Here is a 24,104-nt window from a genome sequence, read left to right on the forward strand (position 1 = left end):
TTCTTAGTACTCTATAACCACCTAATTCCTTATTCCTCCGCCTTGTCCTACGAAAATTTTCCCCGCCGGGCAAGGCAAGGTTAAGGTGTTACAGAGCACTGGCGCAAAATCACTCATACCGCAAGGCCTCAATCGGATTCATGGCAGCGGCCTTTTTGGCCGGAACGACGCCGAACACAATCCCGATCAGGGCGGAAAAGCCAAAGGCTATGCCCACCGAGGATAGGGATACACTTGTTGTTACACCGAAAAGCCTGCTGGCGACCAGAGAGCCTCCCCATCCCAAAAGGATACCGAGCATCCCGCCAATCAGGCTGAGCACCACCGACTCGATGAGAAACTGGAAGAGTATATCCCCTTCCCCGGCTCCGATGGCTTTGCGTATGCCAATCTCCCGGGTCCGCTCCGTAACGGATACCAGCATAATATTCATCACACCGATTCCCCCCACCAGCAGGGATATTCCGGCGATGCCCCCTAAGAGCAGGGTCATGGTCTGGGATATTTCTTCCATGGACTCCAGAACTTCGGCCTGGTTGGTAATGGTAAAATCATTTTCCTGGCCGCTTTGAATCTTATGAGCCAGCTGCAGGGCATAGGTAACCTGGTCCTGAGCCTCAGTCATCAGCTGAGCCGACTCGGCTTCAATATAGATCTGGCGCACGCTTTTGCTCCCCACCAGACGGGACTGTACGGAGGAAATGGGCGCATAGATCATATCGTCATTATTAGTCATCCCGGACGAGCCCTGGCTCACCGTAACGCCAACCACTTGATAGGGAATATTATTCAGTTTGATGTTTTTGCCGATAATATCCGCGTTGGCATCCCCGAAAAGGTTTTCAACCACGGTAGGGCCAACAACCGCCACACGGGCGGATTTCGTGATATCCTCTTCGGTTATAAACCTTCCCTGGGCTATTTTGATGCTGCGGACATCGGCATATTCCGCAGTTGTCCCCATGACACTGGTGGAGGTATTGCCCGTGCCATAGACCACCTGAGCATTGGTATTCACCACCGGAGCCACCGCCTTGACCGCGGAGCCGGCAGTTCTCACCTTCGCCACATCCTCCATGGTCAAGGTGTTGGCACTCCCCGCCCCGCCCCGCACCCCGCCAAAGCTGGACTGTCCGGCAGAGACAATGAGCAGATTGGAGCCCAGCCCCTGAATATTGGCGGTTACGGATTGGGTTGCCCCATTGGCTATGGCCACCATAATAATCACGGCAAAAACACCGATGATAATTCCCAGCATCGTTAAGGCCGAGCGGAGCTTGTTGGCATAAAGAGCCCGTAAAGATACTTTCATCAATTCCAGGAAGTTCACACCGCTCCTCCTTTCTCCCGGTCAAGGGGAGCATTAGCCACGCGGGAGTTTTCGACGGCTTCGTCTTTCTCGATCTCCCCATCGCGGAAGCGAATAATGCGTTGGGTATACTCGGCTATATCCGGCTCATGGGTAACCAGTACAATGGTATTGCCCTCCCGGTGCAGGCGCTGAAAGATAGCCATCACTTCCTCACTGGCTTTGCTGTCCAGATTGCCGGTGGGCTCGTCGGCTAAAATAATGGCCGGCCGGCACACCAAAGATCTGGCTATAGCCACCCGCTGCTGCTGTCCTCCCGACAGCTCTTTGGGCCGGTGGTATACCCGATCTCCCAAACCCACCGACTCTAATGCTTCCACCGCTCTTTTGTGACGCTCCTTAGCATTGATCCCGGCATACAGCATGGGCAGCTCCACATTCTCCAAAGCCGTGGTGCGCGGTAAAAGATTAAATCCCTGAAAGACAAAACCGATCTTGCGGTTGCGGATTTTGGCTAATTCTTTGGCCGTGGCCTTGGCCACATCCACACCATCGAGGAGATATTCTCCTTCTGTAGGAATATCCAGACAGCCCAGAACATTCATCGTTGTGGATTTCCCTGAACCGGAGGGCCCCATGATTGATACGAACTCTCCGGCCTTGATATGAAAGTCCACCCCCCGCAATGCGTGGACCTGAATATCCCCGGTTGTATAGATTTTCTTAATTCCTTTAAGCTGGATCACCCTTGGTCCCCCCTATCTTATGGGCCGTGCGCCTCCGCCAAATCCGCCTCCGCCGCCCATACCGGGCATCACCCCGGCGGGGGAGTTCATATTCCTGTTGGAATTGGCATTCGTGTTGGAACCGGATGAGCTTGTTCGTGTCCCTGCCACAATCCTTTGCCCTTCTGTTAAACCGCTTTTAATCTCTACATTGGTCCCATCATCCAGACCCGTCTCGACGGGAACAAACTGTGCTGTCCCCTGGGGTGCGGACCTCTCCGAATTCCTGGGTTCAGCGGCTCCTGCCTGAGCGCCTTCCCCTTGGGCTTGTTCCTTTTGAGCTTCTGCTTGTTCCCCTGGAACTTGTTCCCTTTGGGAAGGCCTTCCCTGCATCTGCCCCTCTGGGGATGGACTGCCTGAAGATGGCGGATTGGAGAGCAGGAGAACCCCTTTCTGATCTCCCTGGGTTTGTACGGCTGAACTCGGTACGATGAGGACATCTTTGGCTTCGGCTATGATAATCCCCACATTAGCATTCATTCCCGGCCGTATGGCGTCTGTTACTTCATCCATTTGCATCGTCACCTGGAAAGTGGTTACATTTTGAGTCGTTGTTCCTTTTAGGGCCACCTGGGTCACCGTTGCGCTCATATAATCCTCCGGCGCGGAATCCAGGGAGATATTGGCCTTCTGACCTGTTTTAATCTTTGTCACTTCATCCTGAGAGACATAGGATTCTACGATCAACAGCTCTCCTCCGGTGGCTAAATTGAGCACGGTGGTCGTATCGCTTAAGGCCTGCCCTTCTTTTACCGGAATTTCAATAATCACACCATCCGAAGGCGCAACCAAGGTTGCTTTGGCCAAATTCTCCTGTGCTTTCACCACGGCGGTTTCTGCCTGGGCCAGGGAAGTTCTCTCCTGAAGACGAGCTAATTTCACTTCGGCGATTTCCAGATCGGCTTTTGCTGAGTCCACAGCCTGTTCCGCTCCGCCATTATATGTATTTTGAACATTGATCAGGTCAGACTGGGCCTGAGTGAGGGCGGTTTTGGCCTGTAAGATACTCGATTCATCTCCGCTTAGTTGGCTGGCGGCCAGATTATTGCCGGCAATCAGGAGACTTTGTTCCGCAATGGCCAGCTGATTCTGCAAATAAGCCGGATCAGCGTTTTGCTCCGCCGTCCGGAGCGCTTGCCTGGCTTTAACCAGCGCCCCTTCCGCCTCCACTTTCTGTTGCTGCCAGCTCAGCTCAGCTTCTTTCAGACTGGCCATACTCTCGGTCACCTCCTGCTGCAAGGTTTCCGTATCCATCTGAGCCAGAGCCTGACCTGCTGTTACCGCATCGCCGACTTTTACATAGATTTCCCGCACCTTGCCGTTTTGTTCGAAGGCCAGGGGAACCTCTTCAGGATACATCACGGTGCCTGTCGCCGTAATCTCCTGGATAATATCACCCTTCTTAACTGTGGTTGTCATTAAGGACGTTTGTTGGGGTTTCTCCTGAAAATGCTGGTAAGCCCAGAAACCTCCCCCGCCCAATACAACAACTCCAAGGACCAGAGTAACCACCAACTTTTTTTTCATACCCGCTCTCCTCTATCCCTAGTTTCTGCCCAGACTAGCTGTTTCGTTAATCATTTCCAGATTGCTCCTCCATAATTATAACGGCCCATGCTTAAAGACTACTTAGTGTTAGCTGAAAATTAACTGAATGTATGCCAGGGAACGTGGGACACAAAAACGCCGCCCATCTTAATGAGCAGCGTTTTTGTGTGATATCGTACGGATTGCCACATCCATTGCCGTGGTGATAAGATTAACTCAAGAACGCATGGAGGATCGCTGAAATGAGCATGAGGTGTAACAAATGATGTATTTAGAACAGTTTACCTTTCCCGACGGAGACAGGGAATCCATCTTCTTCCAGAGCAAGGTTAAACGAACCTGTTACGACTCCTATTATCCCTTTCAGGTCCTGCCGGGACGGGGGCTGGAAAGGCTTGATTTTGAGCCCACCACCATTTTATATGGAGGAAACGGCTCGGGAAAATCGACCCTATTAAATATCATCGCCGAAAAAACGGAAATCCCCCGGGATTCCATCTATAACAAATCCAGTTTCTTCCCCGACTATGTTACGATGTGTGGGATGGAGCTTAAAGCCGCCCTCCCCGCAAACAGCCGGATTATTACCAGCGATGATGTGTTTGACTATATGCTTAACATACGCAGCTTAAATGAAGGAATTGACCGGAAACGGGAACAGCTTTTCGGCGACTATCTGGAAGCGAAATATTCCCGGTTCCAACTAAAATCTCTGGCCGACTACGAGGAGCTGAAAAGAGTAAACCATGCCCGGTTTAACTCTCAGTCCCGTTTCGTCAGAAATGAGTTGATGGATAATGCCCGGGAGTATTCCAACGGGGAAAATGCCTTCCGCTATTTCACGGGAAAAATAGATGAAAAGGGCCTTTATCTGCTGGATGAGCCTGAAAACAGCCTTTCCCCAAAGCGTCAACTGGAATTAGTGCAATTTATCGAGGACTCGGCAAGGTTTTGGCAATGTCAGTTTATAATCGCCACCCATTCCCCTTTTCTCCTGGCCCTCAGGGGAGCCAAAGTCTATGATCTTGATGAACGGCCCGTAGCTGTGAAACGATGGACGGAGCTGGAAAATGTCCGCATCTACTATGATTTTTTCAAAAAACGAGAAAGGGAGTTTGATTAACCTTTTAGTAAAGTCATGATAGTGGTTAGGCCACTGTCATGACTTTTTATCATATACGGCGAAAAGACTTTCTTGCCGTATAGATACATTGGAATCTTTTTAGAAGAATAATCTTGAATCATACACATAAATATTAGGGACAACCTTTGCCCAAGGAGGATGAAGTGAAGAAAAATCTTTATAAATACATCGTTTTGGGGATCATCTATATAGCGTTTTCCTTTATATCTTCAAGCCATATCTGCCTGGCTGCCGCCGAGATATCATCATCCCCTTCAGAGAAACAAGAAAAAATGGTCCGAGCAAGAATTATCAGCATTGATCTGCAAAAGCATCAAAACTCCGCTCAGTCTGTCGAGTTAATTACCTTAGAGGGGGCGCATAAGCAACAAAGATTTGTTACGAGTTTTTATGCTACCGGTATTTTTTACGGAATTACTCTTAGAGAAAACGACGAGGTGTTCGTTACCCTTTTTCTTAACGGGGATGGGGCTGTGGAGAAAGTCAGTATTACAGAGATTGCCCGCGATAAGTATATGACCTACCTCTTATTGGGTTTTATTGGGCTTCTCGTATTAATCGGAGGATCCAAAGGCATTCGGGCTATTCTTTCCCTGCTTGCAACCTACTTTGCGATTATTTACGTTCTTTTTCCGCTTATTTTACAAGGCTATGATCCAACCTATATTACGATCGGTTTATGCTCGGTTATCGCAATTTTTACGTTGCTCTTAGTCGGAGGCCATAATAAGAAAACTTTTGCCGCTCTTATCGGAACCCTCTGCGGTCTCTGCGCTGCAGCCTATCTTACAATCACAATCGGCGATTTAGCACATTTTACCGGAGCCATTGATGAGGACTCCTATCTGTTGGAATATCTTCCCTAAGATTCTATATTCAGTTATCAAGGCTTATTTTTTGCCGGAATCATTATCGGTTCTCTCGGCGCGGTCATGGATGTCAGCATGTCCATTGCTTCAGCCGTAAATGAATTGAAAGAAAAGACCTATTCGTTAAGTTCTTTCCAATTAATCAAAGCAGGTATGAATGTTGGAAAAGACACCATTGGTACCATGGCCAATACCTTGATCTTGGCTTATACAGGCGGTTCCATCTATATGCTGCTCCTTTTATCTGCCGAGAATATATCTTTGCATCAGCTTATCAACCGGGAAATCATTGCTTCGGAAATCTTAAGGTCTATGGCCGGAAGCATCGGCCTTACGATTACGGTTCCAATAACTGCGATTGTTGCCGGCCTCCTTTTTCAACGGCAACATCCCTGACCAGACTTTTCATCGTCCTGTTCTTGCCCTGGCTTTTGGCACTGTACATGGCCTCGTCCGCTTGGGTGATCAGCTCTCTGACCGGAACCCGGCCTTCCGCCAGGCCGATGCTGAGGGATAGGGTCAAATCCCCGTAGTGCTCCGGCAAGATCAGAGCATTCACCTTCGTCCTGATTGCCTCCGCCGCCAGGTAGGCCTCATCCTTCCCGGGATTCGCAAAGATCACCACGAACTCATCCCCGCCGAACCGTATGACCTGTGCCTCGCTCCCTATGCTGCACCTGATGCATTCCGCCACGGATTTCAGGATACTGTCCCCGGCCAGGTGTCCGTAAAGATCATTGATGGATTTAAAATTGTCAATATCGATAAACAGCAAAGCCGTATTGCCCAATTCTGGACTTTCTGCCTTATCATAGTCCAGCATATACTGCTTATTGAAGAAGCCGGTCTGCGGATCGATGGAAGACCGTTTCATCAGCAGCTCTTTTTCCTGCTTCAGCTTCAGCTTGGCGGAGGTTATATCGTTGACCACCAGGAGCTTGGTTGAATCCCGATCATCCGGGTCTATGGGATGCTGGGTCATTGTGAGATATTTTTCTCCGCTTTCCACCACAATGGTTATCTCCTGCTGTTTATAATTCGTGTCAAAATCGTAGGTTTTGATCAGCTGCGTTATCTTATCCCCCGGCTCAATGGCCTTATTCTCCAGAATTTCTTTGGCCAGGTTGTTGATGCTGACGATGGTTAAATGCCGGTTGATGATGAGGATGCCTTCGCCGGAATTTAAAAACAACCTTCTGTACACATAGTCGGACTGTATATTCAGGAATTTGAACTTGATGATGGAGCGGAAAATATAAACAATAAAAATAAGAATGGCAAAATACATGAGAGAAAGATTGCTCTCCAGCCCAAAGTAAGCAGGCAGGATGTATTCGGAAACTATGCTGATCAGACAGGCCAGTCCGGTCCCGCTCAGGACAAATCGCAATTGGGTTCTTAATTTGCCGTCCCGCGTCATTTTATAGTGCCGCACAATAAGCATCAGGGCGAACACAGCCGGCAGACTGAACAAGGCGGACATGACCGGCGCAACGACCGGGTCGGTCAGCCGCCAGAAGGTCGGATCCGCATAATCGATGGGAAACAGGTACCTGGCCAGAATGGTCAGGGTGTTGATGGTCACCGACATATAAAATAACCCGTCCAGCTTCCTGCCGATAAACCGGTAGATAAACAGCAAGAAAGCAACCGCCATGTTGAGCATGCTGTAAAAATAGATCGTTTTCAGCACCAGCCCCAGGGTGGAAATATCGTCGCCGGCGATGCTTATGCTTAGAACCATCCAGAGGATAACCACGGTTAAGAAGCCCAAAAAGGACTCATTGACTTTATCCTTGCTTTTATTCAGATACACAAAAGTCCAAATAAATATCATAATCCCATAAACGATGGAAAAGGTAATATACTGCACGTTGCGCCCCACTTCTTTCCGCCAGGTGTCCGGGGTATTTCAGCCCAAACGGCCTTATACCTAATTATATGGATTTTGGCGGGCAAATCCAGAGAAAAAAGTACGGCGGCGGGGTCCCCTTTGCGGCGGAAGGCGGGGTGTTTGCGGCACCGGTGTATATGAAGCCGGAGCAAGGGCTGTTCCCTGCGGTTTCCACCGTTAAAATCCGGCAGTTTGCAAAATTACGAAGCCTGCTTCCTGATTTTTAAAAAGGGCGGATTTTCAACATGGTTTCCGACAGATCCTCCACGATGTCCTGCCAGTGGCTGACCGGCTCCTGCCGGAGCTCTTCCCGCACCCTCTCTTCCAGCCCGGTCAGCCGCTCCTCCCAATCGGCTTTGACCTGCCGGACCGCTTCCGCCACCCGGCCCGCATGGTTATGCTGTTCCAGGATCTCCTGTGCGATGGCCCGGCTGATTCCGGCCTCCAGGCTTTGTTCCAGACTCTCCCGCAGGACGGATGCGGGCGGTATCACCTTTCCTTTGTCGTAACGCTGCAGCTTCTCCTCCAGCCAGGCCAGAAACTGGGGGGTGCTCATGGCATTCAGTTCCACCCTGTTCCTCTGCAGCCAGCCCTCCCACTGAGGCTCAATATAGCTGGCCACCCCTCTTCTGCGTCCTGATTTTTCCACCTTTTCTATTTCCAGTTCCATAGCCACGGCTTCTTCGGGCTCCAGCCCCAGATTAATGATCTTTACCTTTCTGCCGGGCCGGGCTCCCGTTTCGTTTTGCAGAGTTTCATAGATGGTGGTGCCATAGGCGTCCGCGTCATGAATGCAGAGAAAGATGATCTCCTCCTCGGCATGTTCCCCCAGGGCGTCCAGCAGGTCCCGGACCGCCCGGCTGGCATACCCTTTGCTGGTGAGCAGGGCCATGTCGTATTTTTCCGGGATTTTTCTTTCCTTGAGCACATTGAAGAAGCCCTCTTTTTCGATATAGAGAACTTTGTTGAACGTCCAGAGGGGCTTGCGGTAATTCTCCACCGCAATAGTGCCGATGGGGATATCCTCGCCGCGATGGGGATGATAGAGGGTTCCCCGCTCATCCCGGTACATGAGGGGGATGTCGCCGTGCCTTGCCTCATAGCCCCCCACCAGGTCCCGGCAGAAATAGTTGTAATCCGGCTCTCTGCCGGTCTCCCGGATTACATAGGGCCTTACGGCATAATAAAGCTGGCGCAGGCTGAAGCGGTACTCGCCGTTGCCGCTGGCTTTGGCAATGGCCTGCTCCAGGCAATCCGCCACGATCTCCTTATGGGATCTCTTTTTGCCTGCGGGCAGCCCCATCAGGGCTTTCCCGGCCCGGCGGACGGCCCGGGCGGCTGTCTCCTCGATGACATCCTCCACGACGGAAAGATCCGGCTCCTTCCCATCCGTCACCAGCGGCATATAGGGGGTCATGATATTGAGCAGAAGCCGGACGGGCTTGCTCCGAAAAGAGAGGTACAGCCCGCAGCCCAACAGTCCCAGTTCATGCTTCTCCCGGTCGTAGAGACTGACTCCGCCCGTGATGGGGGATTTGTTGAGCAAGACCGTTATGTCGGGGCTGGAAGAGGCTTCGGCGTAGACTTCGACCGCAAAGGGGATTTCCGCTCTATGTTCCCCCTTGGCACTCTCCACATAAAAGACGCCCTCCCCTTTGCTGTAGCTGCTCCATTCCTCCCGCTCCCCGATCCGCCCCAGTCTCGCCGGCCTGACATTTTTGACCGCCGTTCTCATTTCCCCCAGCAACCCTTCCGTCTCGGCAAAGGTCAGGTCCCCGGCGGGAGTTTTGGGATAGAGGGCGGCGATTTTCCCCCCTTTGCCCCCGGTGCAGCCGTCAAATTGCTGGATAAGCTCCCGGACGGTGCCGCCGAAGGCCTGGAACAGCTCGAAGAAATTCTCACTGGTATACCACCAGGGGGAGGTCTTTCCCCGGTAGCTCTCCCCACCGGCATAGCGAACCGCCGTCTGCGCCCAGCTTGAGTTGATGGGCAGTCTGCCCAGCTGGAAGCTGATCATGGTCCCCATTTCCTGAGCATCGCCCAGGTTCTCGGGCCGGGCCGTCCCGTCGGGCTGAAAATGAATCCGGTAACGCCTGCCCCTTGTGGAAACATACAACTCCCCCCCTGAAGCGGCCACCGCGCCGGCCACCACCCGCAGACCGTTCCCCAGCGCTCCCCGGGTGGGCAGCCTCAGGTATTTGGAGGATCTTAAAGGCCTGTTGATGGAAAAAAGTGCGGGGTCCAGCCCGGGCCCCTGATCCCTGACATAAAAAAAACCGTCTTCAAAACCAATCTCACAATGGCCGCACACATCCAGGGCATTATCCGCCAGTTCCTTGCAGACCAGCATGGACAATTTGCTTTTAGGTACTCCCGCCTTTTGGGTCAGTGTCTCCATATTCCGGAACAGTTTCCAGTCTTCACGCTCGAAAAGCATATCCTGCACTCATCTCCCTGCATAAATAAGGATGTCGGCAATTTATGGAATATGATATGCTTCCACCCCCGCAAAGGGGAACCCCTGCAGCACGAAAAGACGCCCGCCTTTCTTGTACAGGAAAAGCCGGGCGTCCTGAGTACAACGGTTCCATCAACAAGATGAGGCGATTAATATAAATGAAACTACCACATATAATGCGGTAGTTTCAAAAGCAGCCTAAAATCTTTCGGGTTCAACGGACAGCTCTTTCCCATAAAAAGTGGCGGGCTATGTGTCGCACAGCTCCTTTAAAAACGGCGGCACATGAGTGTTGAAGATGTGCACCACGGTCTCCACCGGCACAATCATGCCGTCTCTCCCCCACTTTGTGGTGAGGGAGGCCAGCGCCCGGATGGTATAGTCAAGTTCAAGCAGCTCCGCTTCCGTCCAGCGGTGATGTTTGCGGACCGCAACATTGCGCTTCACCGCAGAATATCCTCCCCTGTAGCCGTATTCCAGGATCGAATTGTTGTCGTTTTCCCAGTAGATTTTGCCGAAAAGAATCTTATGCTGCAGAATGTTCTCAAACATAATACGATGACCCTCGTCCCAGGTAAGGCCGTCACCGATCTTATAAAGGGAATGTTCCATCATGTCGTCCCATATCCACTGCGGAACAGAATAGATATCACAGAAATAAGAATAAAAGGTTGACCTCGGTATGCCGCTCAAGCGGCAAACATCCATCACCTTAATCTCCGAAAGGCTCCTTGTCTGAAGCAATCTTTCCAGAGTTTTTTCCAGAGTAGTGCAGAGCTTCATCTGTCCTTCCCGCTGCCTTACCCCACTAAGATTCACCTCCAGTTGCGGACGCTTCTATATCTACAGAGGCATCCGGACATTTCGTTTTATGTACATTTTATCACAAATTTTTAAAAATGTGAATCCATTAGAGCATCCCAGCAAACCTGGCTTGGCCTTTCCTGGACAGTTTTCAGTATCTGTCCAGAGCCAATAACTTTATAGACAAAACAGCGGAACTGTACGATGAAATTTCCGGCAATGATTTGTAAAATGAAATCGCGCAATTATATTATCAATCGTTGGGAGGAGAAAAAACAATGAGCACTACTATCTCACGCAGGGACTTTTTTAAGACTGCCGCTTTAGGGGCAGCCGGCATCGGCCTCATGGGACTGACAGGCTGCGACACATCCGTAGTAAATGAGACTCCCGGGGCGGACCTCACATCACCGGAAGGCACCGCCGCGCTTCCCGGCCCTTTCACCCTTGAAGAGTTTAAGGATTCACTGGTACAGCTTGACCCCATTACCAGTTTTGTTGGCGAGGTTACAGTAGACATCGTCGTTGTCGGCGCCGGTGCGGCCGGTGTACCGGCGGCAGTCACCGCCGCTGAGGAGGGCAATTCCGTCGCCGTGCTGCAAAAGCAGAGCACGGTCGTCTCTCAAGGCAACTGCGGTTCCGGTCTCATTATCGACAAGAGTGACACCGAGGGGCTCCTGCGTTATGTCCAGCAGACCAACAGTCTGAACAGCTGGCGCTCCGACCCTGAGCTTCTTAAAGCCTACGTTATGCATTCCGGCGAGGCCGTGCAATGGGTATACGACCGCGCCCGCCTGACCGGCACTTCCGCCGGCAAGCCCAATGACAAAGGACTCTTCGCTTACCTGGACACCAGCCAGGATTTCACCGGAGAATGGACCGACCATCGTTACAGCAAGTTCGACTACGGCACGGCTAAAGCCCATATGTATGCGCCCTGGATGGGACCGAAACCCAATAATATCGGCACGTACCTGAGCTACGTGCTGGACGAGGCCGCCCAGCAATATTCCGACCGTATGAAAATTTACTACAGCACTCCGGGGGTTCAGCTTATTGTGGATGCCGGCCGGGTGAAGGGCGTCGTTGGCAAGCTTGCCGACGGGACTTATGTGAAGTTTAATGCTAATAAAGCCGTTATCCTCGCCACCGGTGACTATCAAAACAACCCTGCCATGGTGAAGCACTGGTGCCCGGATGTGGAGGACTTCGACAAGAAACAGTTCCAGAAGACGGGCGACGGCCACCTCATGGCGGTCACCGCCGGGGCTGTCATGGAAAAGCTCGGGCATACCAAAATGCTCCACGACTTTGATGCCGGCCTCATGTATGAGGAGCCCTTCCTTTCCGTCAACATGAAAGGCAAACGCTTCTGCAATGAGTTCATCGGTTTCGTCTACATGAACGACATCATGCTCCATCAGGATATGTACAAGGGCGGCAAGAACTACGACGTTCCGGAGAAAGGTTCTCTCGGATGGTATTGCCAAATCTACGACAGCGACTATATGAGCCATGAAGCTTTCGAATCCTTAGTCCCCCCTGCCGTCATGGAAAAATACATGCCGGAAATTACCGATGAACACTATGCCGCCTCCCATAATGGCACAGCCCGCACAGGCGTCTTCCCCCATCTGATCGACACCTGGCGTGCCGACACCCTCGACGAGCTGGCCGACAAGCTCGGCATTGAGGATAAGCAAGCGTTCCTGGCCACTATCGAGCGCTACAACACATTGTGCACAAAGGGTGCGGATGAAGACTTCGGCAAGGATAAAAAGTGGATGAATGCTATTAAAAAACCTCCTTTTTATGGAATCCGGCGCCATCTGCGCGTCTCGGCCCTCTGCTCCGGGGTCTATATAAACGCCAACGGACAAGCTCTCGATGAAAACAAAATGCCTATCGAAGGACTTTATTGTGCCGGCAACCTGGGCGGACAGTTCTACGGCGCGGCGGATTATCCCTTCCATGCTACAGGTCTCTCCATCGGGCGCTGCTTCACCTTTGGCCGTCTGGCCGCTAAGCACGCCGCCTCCCTTTCCGGCGGCAGTGGCAAGATCGCCGAGTCCGGCACCACCAACCTTGCCCCAAGCTCTGTGGGTTCTTCCGGCAATTGGAAGGACGGCACCTATCAGGGCAAAGGCTCCGGGGTCTTCGGAGACGATATTAAGGTGAGCGTCACCATCGCCGGCGGCAAGATCACCGCCATCACCGTAGACGAGCAGAAAGAAACCGAAACCATCGGCGGCGCGGCATTGCCTACGTATATCGAAGCAGTGATCGCCAACCAGTCCACCGGGATTGACGCGGTCTCCGGCGCTACTATGACATTAAAAGGTTTCACTGACGCAGTAAACGATGCCCTGGCCAAAGCATCCGCCTAATGACGTAAAAGCAAACCATTTCTTAAGACACAAAGACTGCCGCCTAAGCCTTAACAGGGCCTTGGCGGCAGTCTTTCCTATACTGGACTATGGAAAAGAGGGCGGGGTCCAGACCGGCATGCTAATTTGCTTTTGGGTACTCCCGCCCAACAATAATGCAGGCAATTCACGGAATATGATATGTTTATACCTCAGCCAAAGGGAACCGCTGCAGTGCGAAAAGACGCCTACCTTTCCTGTGCAGGAAAAACCGGGCGTCCTGAGTACAGCGGCTCCCATCATTTCATCAGTCGCTGATCTTTTTGGGACATGGCTTGGACTTATTTTCTAAAAGCCGTTCAAATTCCACCGCGCCGCGCCGGATGTCGGCAAGCTCTTCTTCCCGTGTCATGCCTTTGCGGCGCTCGAAGTTCCATTCACGGATTTTATGAATGTCCTCTGTCGTGAAGTATGGAGATATATCGGGTTTGTTCATTTTGGGTTCCACTTAAATCTCTCCTTCCACAAGCATAGTCGGCGTGCAAATCATCAGGTCTTTATACCCTTCCGAAGTTGTAACCATTTTTACGCCGCGCATGGTCTTTGGGTTTACGATATGCTTAAAGTTCCATGATACGATGAATTATCGCATCGAAGGGAAGAAGCATAGCCCTATACCTGCGGCATGGCCGGCTCACCTGATAAACTTCTGCTCCACCGCATCATACAGCCCCCGGGTGGTGATGCGGATCTCCGGAATCACCGGCAGGGCAATAAAGGACAGAGCGATAAAAGGGTGGATCGGGGCCGGCACCCCCATCTCATGAGCATAGCCTACCATGGTATTCAACATGCTTTCCACGGACTTATGTCCGGCATCACTGATCAAACCCATGATGGGCAGAGGCAGGGTGGCCAGCACCCTTTGCTCACGGACCATGGTATAGCCCCCCTGAACTCTCTGCAATTCCTGCAGGGCGAGCAGGATACTTTCGTCGTTGTCACCGATGGCCACCACATTATGAGAATCGTGGGAAACGCTGGTGGCGATTGCCCCCTGCCGCAGATTAAAGCCAAGCACAGGAGCCACAGCGAAATGCCCCGTCCCTTTGTGGCGCTCCACCACAACCACCTTGTTATATTGGGCATTGGGAACAAAGCAGCCGTCCCGGGCGGGCAGCACATCCCGCACATGCTTCGTCGTGATTTGACCTTCGCTCATTTGAATCAGGGAGGACGGGGAGTCAGAGACGGCTAATTTCAGATCATCGGCGCTGAGGGTGGGAAGGTGGACGGTCCGGCGCAGCTGCTCCGGGCAGGGCTTAATTTCAATCTTCTTTTCCCGCTCCACTTTTTTCCCTTTGTGGTAGACCGCATGAACCGCTACCTCTTCCAGGCTGTCCAGGATGACGAAATCTGCCTGATATCCCGGGGCAACTGCCCCCAGTTCCGTCAGGTTGTAGCATCTGGCTGTATTGAGGGTAGCCATTTTGATGGCTTTAAGGGGCGGAATACCCAAGGCAATGCTCTTTTTAATATTATAGCTGATATGGCCTTCCCTTTGGATATCGTTGATATGTTTGTCATCGGTACAGAAGGAAAAGTTCCCTGTATCCAGGTTATTTTCCTGAATCCCCCGGACAATAGCCGCCAGGTTTCTGGCACCGGAACCCTCGCGAATCAGGACCTGCATGCCGTTGCGTATTTCCTCCAGGGCATAGGCATAGTCGATGCATTCGTGGTCCGTTTTGATTCCGGCCAGGGCATAGGCCGCCAGCTGTTTATCCTGGAGATAGGGGGCATGCCCATCTTTTATTCTATCTTGGAAAAGATGGAGTTTTTTCACCATGTCTTCTTCCCCTTCGATAACGGATACATAATCCATCACCTCGCCTAAGCCCAGAACACGGGGGTTAGATAGATAGGGTTCCATCTTTTCCGCTGTAAAAACACCGCCGTTTTCTTCAAAAGGCACCGCCGGAACACAGGAGGGCAGCATCAGAAAGACATTGGCCGCCAAACCTTCGGTCTGCTCCAGCATATAATCCAGGCCCTCTTCACCGGCCACATTGACCACTTCATGGGGATCAATGATAAACGTGGTGGTTCCCCATTGGAGGGCGGAGTGAATGAGCTCCGGCGGCGCAACCAGGGTGCTCTCCAAATGGAGGTGGGCGTCGATGAAGCCCGGGCAGAGATACTTCCCGCTCAAATCCACTTCTTCCCGGCCCTGGTATTGCCCCACACCCACAATCATCCCATCTTCAACGGCCACGTCCCTGACCAGAATTTCTTCTGAGAACACATTGATGACCTGGGCGTTCTTCAGCACAAGCTCTGCCTTCTCCCGTCCCAGGGACTTTGCTGTCAGCTTTTTAAAATCCTTATCGTTCATTGACCACACCTCCTCATGCATTTCCATTCCACCAAGGGCTTAAGGATAATAAAAAAAGATTATAAAACATTTCAAACAGAACACAGCCGGCCCTTAACATCGCCGGTTGCTTTCCATTTAAAATTTTCATAATCAACTATTTACGGTAGTTGGTAGAGACGTTCAACCCATTATGAACTTATATAAAAATTTTACTATTCAGTTCAGTTCGATTTTCCTGGACTTTTCCCTGGTTATGACCACCCTTGCCGCTGATTTTGTTCTACATTATAATCAGCGAAAAGGTAAATGTCAAGGAAAGAAAGGTCCATGTTATAATGAAGGATAAGATACTCGGAGGATAGATAGAAGTCAGGAGGATGGATTATGAGCATTACCGTCAGAGAATTTACACCTGAAGATATTCCCGCTATGCTGCCCATTTGGAACGAGGTCGTGGCTACCGGAATTGCGTTCCCCCAAATGGAACCCCTGGACGAAACAAGCGGCCTGGAATTCTTCGGCGGCCAGTCCTTTACCGGGGTGGCCATCGAGGAAGCTGCAGGCAAAATGGTGGGGTTGTATATCCTCCATCCGAACAATGTGGGCCGCTGCGGACATATCTGCAATTCCAGCTATGCTGTCAAAAGTGAAGAACGGGGAAAACGTATCGGCGAGATTTTAGTTAAACATTGCATCGCCAAAGCCAGGGAAATCGGGTTTCAGATCCTGCAATTCAACGCCGTCGTCAGCACTAATACGGCAGCTCTTCAATTATACGCTAAGCTGGGTTTTGTACAGCTGGGGGTCATTCCCAAGGGCTTTCTCATGAAAGACGGAACCTATGAGGATATTATTCCCCATTATTATCTGCTGTGAGGAGAAATTGCCATAAATGAGATTTTTCCTGGCAGCGATTAAATACTGAGAATGCTCAGGGAAAATAACCTCCTCTTCCTTCTTACTTCGGGCAGGAATAATCCGAAAAAGAGCTATATTCTTCTGCTGAGAATCTCCACAATATCGGCAATCTCCATTTTCTGTTCAGTCTTTTGCCGCCCGTTCTCCTGTTCGAGGGTTATCCTGCAGTACGGGCAGGCTGTGGCGATTAAATCCGCCCCCGTGTCCAGCGCTTCCCGCAAGCGATTTTGACTGATCACATTTTCCTTGTCTTTTTGTACCCAGAAACGTCCCCCTCCCCCTCCGCAGCAAAAAGAATCTTCTTTATGCCGGGGCATCTCGATCAGACGGATACCGGGAAGTGCCCGGAGCAGCTCCCGCTGTTCCTCATAAAAACCGTTATAGCGTCCCAGGTAGCACGGATCATGATAGGTAACCACAAGTTCCGGCCCCCGGGACGGTTTTATTTTTCCGTTCTCCAGCAGCTCTGCCAACAGAACCGTATGAGGTATCACCTCATAACTGCCGCCAAACTGAGCATACTCGTTCTGCAGGGTATTAAAGCAATGAGGGCAGGCCGTGATTATCTTTTTTATCCCTTTCTCCTGCCAGAGTGTGATGTTTTTCCGCACCGTTTGCTGAAAGAGCCGTTCATCGCCCAACCTCCGCGCCGTCTCTCCACAGCACCATTCCTCAGGGCCGAGAATGGCAAAATCGACCCCGGCCCCTTGCAATATTCCGGCAAAAGCAACCGCTGTGCGACGGGCAAGAGGATCAAAGGCAGGAGCGCACCCCACGAAATACAGATACTCGGCCGCAGGGTGTTCAGCCATAGTCGGAATACCCATCTCCCAGGCCCAGGTATAATCCAGATCTTCAGGACGTTTACTGCCGGAAGGATTCCCCTGTTCAGCAATCCCGGCCAAAACTTCCGTTACCGCCGGAGGAAGATCATTGCCCCGTGATACAAAGAAACGGCGGATATCGATAACCTTGGTCAGGTGTTCACAGGACACCGGACAGGCTTCCATACAGGCGCCGCAGGTTGTGCAGCTCCAAAGATATCCATCTTCAATAATTCCGCCGGCGATTTTACTTTGACCTTTATTTTTGCCTTGCCCTTTTTTATGATCCTTATTGCTTTGGCTTTCTTTATCCGGCTTTGAGCTTTTGAAAATAGCCGAACGGTTCTCTGCATATTTGCGGAGACGCCCGTTCATTCGCTTCGGTTTCAATTTCTCACCGCACAGATAAGAAGGACAGCTGCCGTTGCAGCGTCCGCATTTGGCACAGCTGAAAGCATCGAATAACTGTTTCCAGGTGAATTCTTCCGGCTTGCCGACCCCGTAACGACCGCTCCCGTTTTCCCCGAAATGAACCGGCTGCAGGGCTCCTTGGGGTTCCAAGGTATGCCAGTACGTGTTAAAAGGCGCAAATACGATATGCAGATGTTTAGAAAGGGGTATCACAAAAAAGAAAGCAAATATCGCCAGAAAATGAACCCACCAGCTGACTCCTTTCAGAAGAACTTCAGCGCTTTTCCAGTAGTAAAGCCACTCACTGATGACGATCACCAAAATCAGAGCCTGAATCATAAAAGCCTCAGTATTGTTTTTCAGCCATTCAGGCTTGCCAAGCAAACGCCGGGCCAGGCCTGCGATAACTCCCGCAATAACCAAGACAAGGAAAGCATCTCTGACCAGCGCAAATCCCGGTGTACTAAACACCGCGGGAAATGGCCGGTCAAAAAGATGGGTGCTCACCATATGCATGCTGCTGAAAATCAAGAAAATAAACCCCCACATGATGAAAATGTGCGCCATTCCAAACAAGGGGTGTCTGCTTATTTTCTTATGCAAAACGACTTGCTGAAAAAAATAGCGCCAGCGTCTGAGCGGCCGGTCGCTGCGTTCCTCCGCCCGTCCCGATCGGATGACACGAAATTTTTCATAGAAGGAAACTGTGAAAAATCCAAGCGAAACCGCCGCCAGGATAAAAAAAATAATACTTTCCATCATCTCTTGCCTCTCCATAATCTATACCGCTCAGCGTTTCATACAGGTAAAGGAGCTTTCCGTCCAGCGTCTGAACCGGCAATTGTAACAGGAAATCTCTTCTGCAGCAGTCTGTTCATCCTCATGATCCGGAGCAAAGCAGGGACACCCGCCGGCGATTTCCGCTGCCCGTGCCCAATCTTTTTTCCCGCCTCCGTACTGCCATTGCCCTTTTTCATCGATGACCCAAGTGCTCATTCCGCCGCCATCCCCTTCAGCATTTTTCCTCAGTATCTTTCCAGGTGATTGTTCAGGCAGGTTTCCCACTCCCGTATCCCCTCACGTTGATAGACCAGAAAAACACGTTTGCCGCCCAGCAAAACGGTCTTTAATTTTTCTCCCAGCCGGACCTCCTCATCCTGGTCTAAAACATATCCATCCAGGCTTTGAACACTATCCATCAGCCCTTTGCTGAGCATTTCGCCGACCTTAATCCGCGTTCCCGGCTCTTTGATTTTCAGTTTGCCCTGAAACCGTCCGTCGTTATTGGTCATGCGCAAGCCCACCCCGGCCAGAGCCCCGATCACGCCCAACCCTGTCCCGCCATGTTCTGATAGATGGATATTTGCTTTCTTGGCCAGCACATAGGCCTCCGCTTTGGTGACGACTCTTTTCTTGGCCTCATAGCCGAAATCAATCAAAGAGTCTCTTTCCCGAATTTGTTCCTCGATGGCCAGGCAAAAACCCGGATCGGAACCGGGTGCACTCTCCTGCTTAAGGAAGCCGCTTATGCCCTGCATTAACGATTCTATACATCCTGTTTCCATATCTGCCGCAAAACACATGGAACTATTGTGAGAGGTATAGGGAATGTCAGGATGAAGATAAAGCTGATGGCGCGTCACCGCCTGACAGCGTCCCCACTGTTTGCTTTCGATCAGTTTAATCAAATGATTGGCTGTCTCGCCGGTCGCTCCTACCTCCAGATTGTCCGTATCATCAATACCAATATATGTAAGCACCGAGCTGTCTCCCTTCCCCATTGCACTTTTATATGATCAGCCTGAACCCTTATCCCCACGAAACCAGGCGCGGCTTGAGCCGTTTGATCAGGATAGAGGCAATCACTCCGCCGATGGCTCCGAAAATCAGATGAAGGATGGCGGCATAGCTGAAGCCCATCGCCAGAAAAACCATGGGAATGTCCAGAATCACGCCCAAAGCTATACTGGCAAGGAGCTTGGAAAAACTGATGAGAGCACCGATAATTGCTCCCACCCAAGCCGAGCCAAGCTTAAATAAGAACAAAATAGCCAGAAAATCAATCAAAACGCCGGGCACAATGCACTTGAAAGCCAGCAAGGGACCTTCTTTGCCCAGTCCAAAGACTATAGCCAGTATTCCCGAAACGATTCCCATAATGGTCCCGGAACCGAACTTGGGGATCAGCCCTTTTCCCAACACCAAAAGCCCCATCCAGTAGATGCTGGAATGGCCCGGCACTCCAATCGGCAGCTGCAGCAGGAAGCGGCTGACACTGATCAGCGTGCCGAACATCGTTAACCTGATGACATCCGCCAGGCCCAACCGGAATAAAAAAGGCGAGGTTTCCTCCATGATGTCCATTTCGCCTGAATTCACAGGTTCCTCAATTTTCATAGCATTCTTTCCTTTCTGTGCCCGTACTGCTCTAATCCGCAACATACAGCTTGCCGACAATTTTAATCAGTACTTTGTCACCCTGCTCCGGAGCGAGCAGGGATACGGTACCGTCAGTACCGGGCCGCAAAACGACTTTAGCCGCCTCCTGACGGGTCAGGCTCAGGCTGTTGTCATTGTCCGCGATATCACCGATCTCCACCCGGCTGTAAGCAGTAATGCCTGCCGAATTAAGCACAAAATCCAATGAAGCAGCCTGATCATCACGCTTCGCCGCGGCTTCCCCTTTGACTTCCTTCTCCTGTTCACTCAATTGGCCAACGGCTCCGCTGTCCACATAAGCTACTATCGCATCATGCTGTACTACAGGGACCAGCTGTCCGGTCATACTGCCCTGAGCTTTGGCCTTGGCTTCGAAAAGATAGGATCCGCCGGCAATCAGAGCAATCGTTATCAGGCCCACCACAACCCTAACAGCAAATGACGGTTTCCTCATTGTCCCGCCCCCCGGTTATCTCTGTTTTTTTGGCGCCGGAGGAACTCATAGATTATCCAGGCCGCAATAATGACCAGGCAGACCCAAGCGAAGTACTTGGCGAATATAGCCTGGGGGCTTGGTGTATAGCCTGATTCCCGGACAGGTTCATTGGCATCGCCCGATTTCTGTATCGGCTCCGGCGCCGGGGCCGGCTGCTCGGGTTCTGTAGCGGCAGGCTTTACGGTGTCAGGTTCTGTTGCGACAGGCTCTGTCACGGGAAGTTTCGGTTCCGTCGCAGCAGGCTCTGTGGCAGCGGGCCCAGTCGCAACGGGCTCCGGCAGGGCCGGGGCTGCCGCCGCCTTCTCCCCGGCAGTTTTAAACAGGATCGAAAGGCCTTTGCCCTCCGTGGTAGATGCCAGCAAAGAGCCGCCATTCTTGGCGATCAGATCGGGGGCCACATAAAGGCGGTAATTGGTCCCGGGTTTTAAAGGTTCTACCGGCTCGACCCAGATGTATTGGCGCTTGGAAAAATCCACAGTATCGTCGATTTTGGTGACATTGATGGGAACTTCCTTCTCCTCATCGTCATACAGGTGAAAACATTCCTTATTGCGGCTCCAATAAATCAGATAGACCACATTTTTATCAAAATGCAGTGTGAACTTGGGCTGCAGAGGCACGTTCTGATGATCAATGACGTTGGTGCCATCCTCCAGAGTTGCCGATGTCAAGCCCAGGGGTTTGAAAACGCCGTTTACCAGCGGTCCTGTGCCGTCCCCCCCTGCGGCATACACAGCGGCAGGCCAGGCGCTCAGCAGCATGATCATCATGATCATTGCGAAAAACCTGCGGTGGCCGCTATATTCGCTAAATCTATTGGCCATAAGCTCCCCTTCTTTCTTTTAGAGCTCTCATCCATTGAGTATTATATTTGAGTAGTTTACCTGCCCCGAAATAAGCTCACCTGCCCCAGAATAGGGTCAGGGGCAGGACGCAGAAGAACAGAATGAACAGCGCCGCCTGCCCGTCAATACGCTGAAAGCGCAGCTCCTTGGCCCGGTTGAAGCTGGAGCCGCCGCTATAACACCGGCTTTCCATGGCGGCCGCCAGATCGGTAGCCCGCTGTAAAGCGCCGATAATGAGCGGCACGAGCACCGCCAGCCCGGTTTTAATGCGCAAAAGCTTATTGGTGGAATGAAAAGGGGCTCCCCTGGATTTCTGAGCGCGGATGATCATTTCCCCTTCCTCCAGAATCGTCGGCACAAAGCGCAGGGATATGCTGGTCATCATGGCAAACTGGCTGACGGGAAGTCCGACATGCCGCAGCGGCGCGAACAGGGCCTCCAGCCCGCCGGCCATCCGCATGGGCGATGTTGTCATCGTCAGCAGGGTGGAGTTCAGATAGATAATCAATAAGCGCAAAAATGTAACGACACCCCTGTACACACCTTCCCAGGTCAGGGTAAGGGGACCGACGCTTAAGATAGGCCGGCCATCGGTGGCAATAACCTGCACGGCGAAGCTCAGAAAAAAGACCAGCCACAGCCATTTCAAGCTGCGCAGCACGGAGGGCCAGCCGATCTGTGACAGACTTATAGCCACAATCATGAGCAGCGTGCCCAAAGCCATCACCTGCCAACCGTCGTCGATCAGAATAGCCAGGATGATTACGAACCCGCCAACCAGCTTAGTACGCGGGTCAAGACGGTGAATCGGGGAATCTCCCGGCACATATCTGCCAATTTTCACTCTGGCCATCTGCATGCGCCTCCTTGGTTTCCCAGCCTGTTCCTGACCCGTTCGATCTCTGCGGCCGCTTCCTCCAGCGTTAGTTGCCCGCAATGAACCGGCCAGCCTTTTTCCCGCAAATCCGTCAGCACATTTAAGTATTCGGGCAATATTACCGCCTCGCCCAGCGTACCGCTCAAGACTTCTCGCACCTTCCCCTGGGCCTTGATCCGGCCTTTCTCCAGAACAGCGATCCGATCGGAAAAGAGTATCAGCTCATTTAAGCAATGGGATACCAGGATGACCGTTATCCCTTTTTCCCGCTGGAGTCTCTTAACGGTCTCCAGGATTTGGCTGCTGCCCTCCGGGTCAAGCCCGGCGGTGGGCTCATCAAGAACCAGAATTTCCGGTTCCATAGCCAGGATACTGGCTACCGCCACCCGCCGGCGCATCCCGCCGCTTAAGCTGAAGGGCGATTGCCCGCTGACCCCCGCCGGCTCAATGCCTACACCCAGAAGCGCTTCCTGTACCCGCCGATCGATTTCCCCTTTGGCCAGGCCCATATTTTTAAGTCCATAGGCCAGCTCATCATAAACCGTCCCTTCAAACAACTGCTGCTCGGGGAACTGGAACACCAGCCCCACCTTCTGCCAGAGCTGTTCACGGTATCCCTTGTCGGCCACCGATCTTCCCAGTACCATGAGTTCACCCGCCTCCGGTAAAAGCAAACCGTTCAACTGCTGGATAAGGGTGGATTTTCCTGAACCGTTGGCACCGACCAGGCTTAGGAATTCACCCCGCTCCACAGTAAGAGTGATTCCGTCCAGGGCTTTCTTGGCATGAGAAGCTCCCGGATGATAGGTATAGCTTATTTCCCGTGCCTCGATCACCAGCATAGCGCATCCACCAATTCCCGGCGCACCGTGATCCGGGGATCAAGGCTTCCGCCCCTTTCATTCAACTGCCGGACCAACCGGGAAATATCCGGCGGACGCAGCATACCGGGCAGGCTGTCCCGGCCGAAAACCTCCCAGGGCGGAGTATCGGATATGATCTTTCCTTCGTCCATGACCACCAGACGGTCCGCTTCCGCCAAATCTTCCATGTTATGGGTGATGAGCACCGTCGTCATACCCCGGCGGCGGTTCAAAGTCAGCAGATAGGTCATCAGCTCCTTGCGGCACCAGGCATCCAGCATGGAAGTGGGCTCATCCAGGACCAGCACATCCGGCTGCATGGCCAGAGCGGAAGCAATGGCCACCCGCTGCTTTTGTCCGCCGGAAAGAAGATGAGGGGCATGTTTCCTGAACTCGGTTAGCTGAAGCAGTTCCAGAACCTCATCCACCCTGCGGCGAACCTCGCCTGCCGGCAGATTCAGGTTTTCCGGCCCAAAGGCAATCTCTTCCTCGACTACGGGATTGACAATCTGATTTTCCGGATTCTGAAAAACCATGGCCACTTTTCGCCTGATTTCCATCCGGCATTGACGGCTTCTGGTATCCATCCCGCTCACCATAACCCGGCCCCGGGTAGGAAGAAGCAGTCCGTTCAACAGTCTGGCCAGGGTGGTCTTGCCGGAAGCGTTTTTGCCGGCAATCCCCAGGAATTCTCCCTCCCGGATTTGCAGGTTGATGTTTTTAAGGGCCGGGACCGCACCACCCTGAGGGGTGGGGTAATCCTTGCCTGCACCGATCAGTTCAATCATGGACTCCCTCTTCTTTCCGCAGCTGATTTTCCGCCTGGATGCTATCACTGGAGTGACTCTCAGTGGGAGAAGGAATCCCCCACTGAAAG

Annotated in this window: 20 protein-coding genes, 1 pseudogene and 1 riboswitch; of the genes and pseudogenes, 4 read left to right on the top strand and 17 right to left on the bottom strand. The window is 52.0% G+C overall.

Features of this window, described 5'->3' with window-relative positions; all coding sequences use genetic code 11:
* Positions 1–109: 109 nt before the first annotated feature.
* From DESLBE_RS08260 to DESLBE_RS08270, 3 genes are read right to left on the bottom strand one after another with little or no spacing between them, the layout of a single operon-like run.
* A complete protein-coding gene (locus DESLBE_RS08260) occupies positions 110–1,330 on the bottom strand; it encodes an ABC transporter permease (RefSeq protein ID WP_144676276.1) in 1,221 nt (406 codons plus the stop codon).
* A complete protein-coding gene (locus DESLBE_RS08265) occupies positions 1,327–2,055 on the bottom strand; it encodes an ABC transporter ATP-binding protein (RefSeq protein WP_018305082.1) in 729 nt (242 codons plus the stop codon). Before DESLBE_RS08265 ends, DESLBE_RS08260 begins: the two co-directional genes overlap by 4 nt.
* Before the next feature lie 12 nt (positions 2,056–2,067).
* Positions 2,068–3,621, bottom strand: a complete 1,554-nt coding sequence (locus tag DESLBE_RS08270) for an efflux RND transporter periplasmic adaptor subunit (RefSeq protein WP_144676278.1) — start codon at positions 3,619–3,621, stop codon at positions 2,068–2,070.
* Positions 3,622–3,904: 283 nt separating this feature from the next.
* Between DESLBE_RS08270 and DESLBE_RS08275 the strand changes: the two genes are divergently transcribed.
* The gene (locus DESLBE_RS08275) at positions 3,905–4,765 is read left to right on the top strand and encodes an AAA family ATPase (RefSeq protein WP_144676280.1); all 861 of its coding nucleotides are present in this window, start codon (positions 3,905–3,907) and stop codon (positions 4,763–4,765) included.
* Positions 4,766–5,058: 293 nt separating this feature from the next.
* Positions 5,059–6,051 (top strand): annotated as a pseudogene (locus tag DESLBE_RS08280) (YibE/F family protein).
* On the opposite strand, the gene DESLBE_RS08285 reads toward DESLBE_RS08280, so the two are convergent.
* The 3 genes from DESLBE_RS08285 to DESLBE_RS08295 form a co-directional block, all read right to left on the bottom strand.
* Entirely contained in the window at positions 5,993–7,528 is a 1,536-nt protein-coding gene (locus tag DESLBE_RS08285) for a GGDEF domain-containing protein (protein ID WP_242831841.1), read from the bottom strand. The pseudogene DESLBE_RS08280 and the gene DESLBE_RS08285 sit on opposite strands and share 59 nt — an antisense overlap.
* Before the next feature lie 244 nt (positions 7,529–7,772).
* Positions 7,773–9,986 (bottom strand): hypothetical protein, encoded by a 2,214-nt coding sequence (locus DESLBE_RS08290; protein WP_144676282.1) that lies wholly within the window; start codon positions 9,984–9,986, stop codon positions 7,773–7,775.
* A 270-nt stretch (positions 9,987–10,256) separates the two neighbouring features.
* Positions 10,257–10,790, bottom strand: coding sequence for a hypothetical protein (locus tag DESLBE_RS08295; RefSeq protein WP_144676284.1), 534 nt, complete (start codon positions 10,788–10,790; stop codon positions 10,257–10,259).
* Positions 10,791–11,089: 299 nt separating this feature from the next.
* Here DESLBE_RS08295 and DESLBE_RS08300 point away from each other — a divergent pair, with 299 nt between their 5' ends.
* On the top strand, positions 11,090–13,198 hold the full coding sequence (locus tag DESLBE_RS08300) for an FAD-binding protein (protein ID WP_144676286.1): 2,109 nt from the start codon (positions 11,090–11,092) through the stop codon (positions 13,196–13,198).
* 286 nt (positions 13,199–13,484) lie between these two features.
* On the opposite strand, the gene DESLBE_RS08305 is transcribed toward DESLBE_RS08300, so the two are convergent.
* Together DESLBE_RS08305 and ade are read right to left on the bottom strand one after the other, a co-directional pair.
* The gene (locus DESLBE_RS08305; RefSeq protein WP_018305077.1) at positions 13,485–13,685 is read right to left on the bottom strand and encodes a hypothetical protein; all 201 of its coding nucleotides are present in this window, start codon (positions 13,683–13,685) and stop codon (positions 13,485–13,487) included.
* A 186-nt stretch (positions 13,686–13,871) separates the two neighbouring features.
* Positions 13,872–15,572, bottom strand: a complete 1,701-nt coding sequence (gene ade / locus DESLBE_RS08315) for an adenine deaminase (RefSeq protein ID WP_018305076.1) — start codon at positions 15,570–15,572, stop codon at positions 13,872–13,874.
* A 109-nt stretch (positions 15,573–15,681) separates the two neighbouring features.
* Positions 15,682–15,778: riboswitch (purine riboswitch) on the bottom strand.
* A 160-nt stretch (positions 15,779–15,938) separates the two neighbouring features.
* Here ade and DESLBE_RS08320 point away from each other — a divergent pair.
* Entirely contained in the window at positions 15,939–16,430 is a 492-nt protein-coding gene (locus DESLBE_RS08320) for a GNAT family N-acetyltransferase (RefSeq protein ID WP_005809429.1), read from the top strand.
* A gap of 113 nt (positions 16,431–16,543) precedes the next feature.
* On the opposite strand, the gene DESLBE_RS08325 is transcribed toward DESLBE_RS08320, so the two are convergent.
* From DESLBE_RS08325 to DESLBE_RS08365, 9 genes are all read right to left on the bottom strand, one after another.
* A complete protein-coding gene (locus tag DESLBE_RS08325) occupies positions 16,544–18,469 on the bottom strand; it encodes a heterodisulfide reductase-related iron-sulfur binding cluster (RefSeq protein WP_144676288.1) in 1,926 nt (641 codons plus the stop codon).
* Positions 18,470–18,496: 27 nt separating this feature from the next.
* A complete protein-coding gene (locus tag DESLBE_RS08330; protein ID WP_144676290.1) occupies positions 18,497–18,772 on the bottom strand; it encodes a hypothetical protein in 276 nt (91 codons plus the stop codon).
* Positions 18,733–19,467 (bottom strand): hypothetical protein, encoded by a 735-nt coding sequence (locus tag DESLBE_RS08335; protein WP_035213644.1) that lies wholly within the window; start codon positions 19,465–19,467, stop codon positions 18,733–18,735. Before DESLBE_RS08335 ends, DESLBE_RS08330 begins: the two co-directional genes overlap by 40 nt.
* Before the next feature lie 49 nt (positions 19,468–19,516).
* Positions 19,517–20,104, bottom strand: a complete 588-nt coding sequence (locus DESLBE_RS08340; protein WP_018305072.1) for a hypothetical protein — start codon at positions 20,102–20,104, stop codon at positions 19,517–19,519.
* Between the two features lie 31 nt (positions 20,105–20,135).
* On the bottom strand, positions 20,136–20,600 hold the full coding sequence (locus DESLBE_RS08345) for a hypothetical protein (RefSeq protein WP_005809438.1): 465 nt from the start codon (positions 20,598–20,600) through the stop codon (positions 20,136–20,138).
* Complete coding sequence (locus DESLBE_RS08350) at positions 20,597–21,466, bottom strand: hypothetical protein (protein ID WP_005809440.1); 870 nt, start codon at positions 21,464–21,466, stop codon at positions 20,597–20,599. Before DESLBE_RS08350 ends, DESLBE_RS08345 begins: the two co-directional genes overlap by 4 nt.
* A 76-nt stretch (positions 21,467–21,542) precedes the next feature.
* Positions 21,543–22,340 carry an energy-coupling factor transporter transmembrane component T gene (locus tag DESLBE_RS08355; RefSeq protein ID WP_018305071.1) on the bottom strand — a complete coding sequence of 266 codons (798 nt, stop codon included), beginning with the start codon at positions 22,338–22,340 and terminating at the stop codon, positions 21,543–21,545.
* A complete protein-coding gene (locus DESLBE_RS08360; protein ID WP_005809444.1) occupies positions 22,328–23,206 on the bottom strand; it encodes an energy-coupling factor transporter ATPase in 879 nt (292 codons plus the stop codon). The genes DESLBE_RS08355 and DESLBE_RS08360 overlap by 13 nt, the downstream gene beginning before the upstream one ends.
* Entirely contained in the window at positions 23,197–24,015 is an 819-nt protein-coding gene (locus tag DESLBE_RS08365; RefSeq protein WP_005809445.1) for an energy-coupling factor transporter ATPase, read from the bottom strand. The genes DESLBE_RS08360 and DESLBE_RS08365 overlap by 10 nt, the downstream gene beginning before the upstream one ends.
* Positions 24,016–24,104: the final 89 nt, after the last annotated feature.

Source organism: Desulfitobacterium sp. LBE (assembly GCF_007830365.1).
GTDB classification, from domain to species: domain Bacteria; phylum Bacillota; class Desulfitobacteriia; order Desulfitobacteriales; family Desulfitobacteriaceae; genus Desulfitobacterium; species Desulfitobacterium hafniense.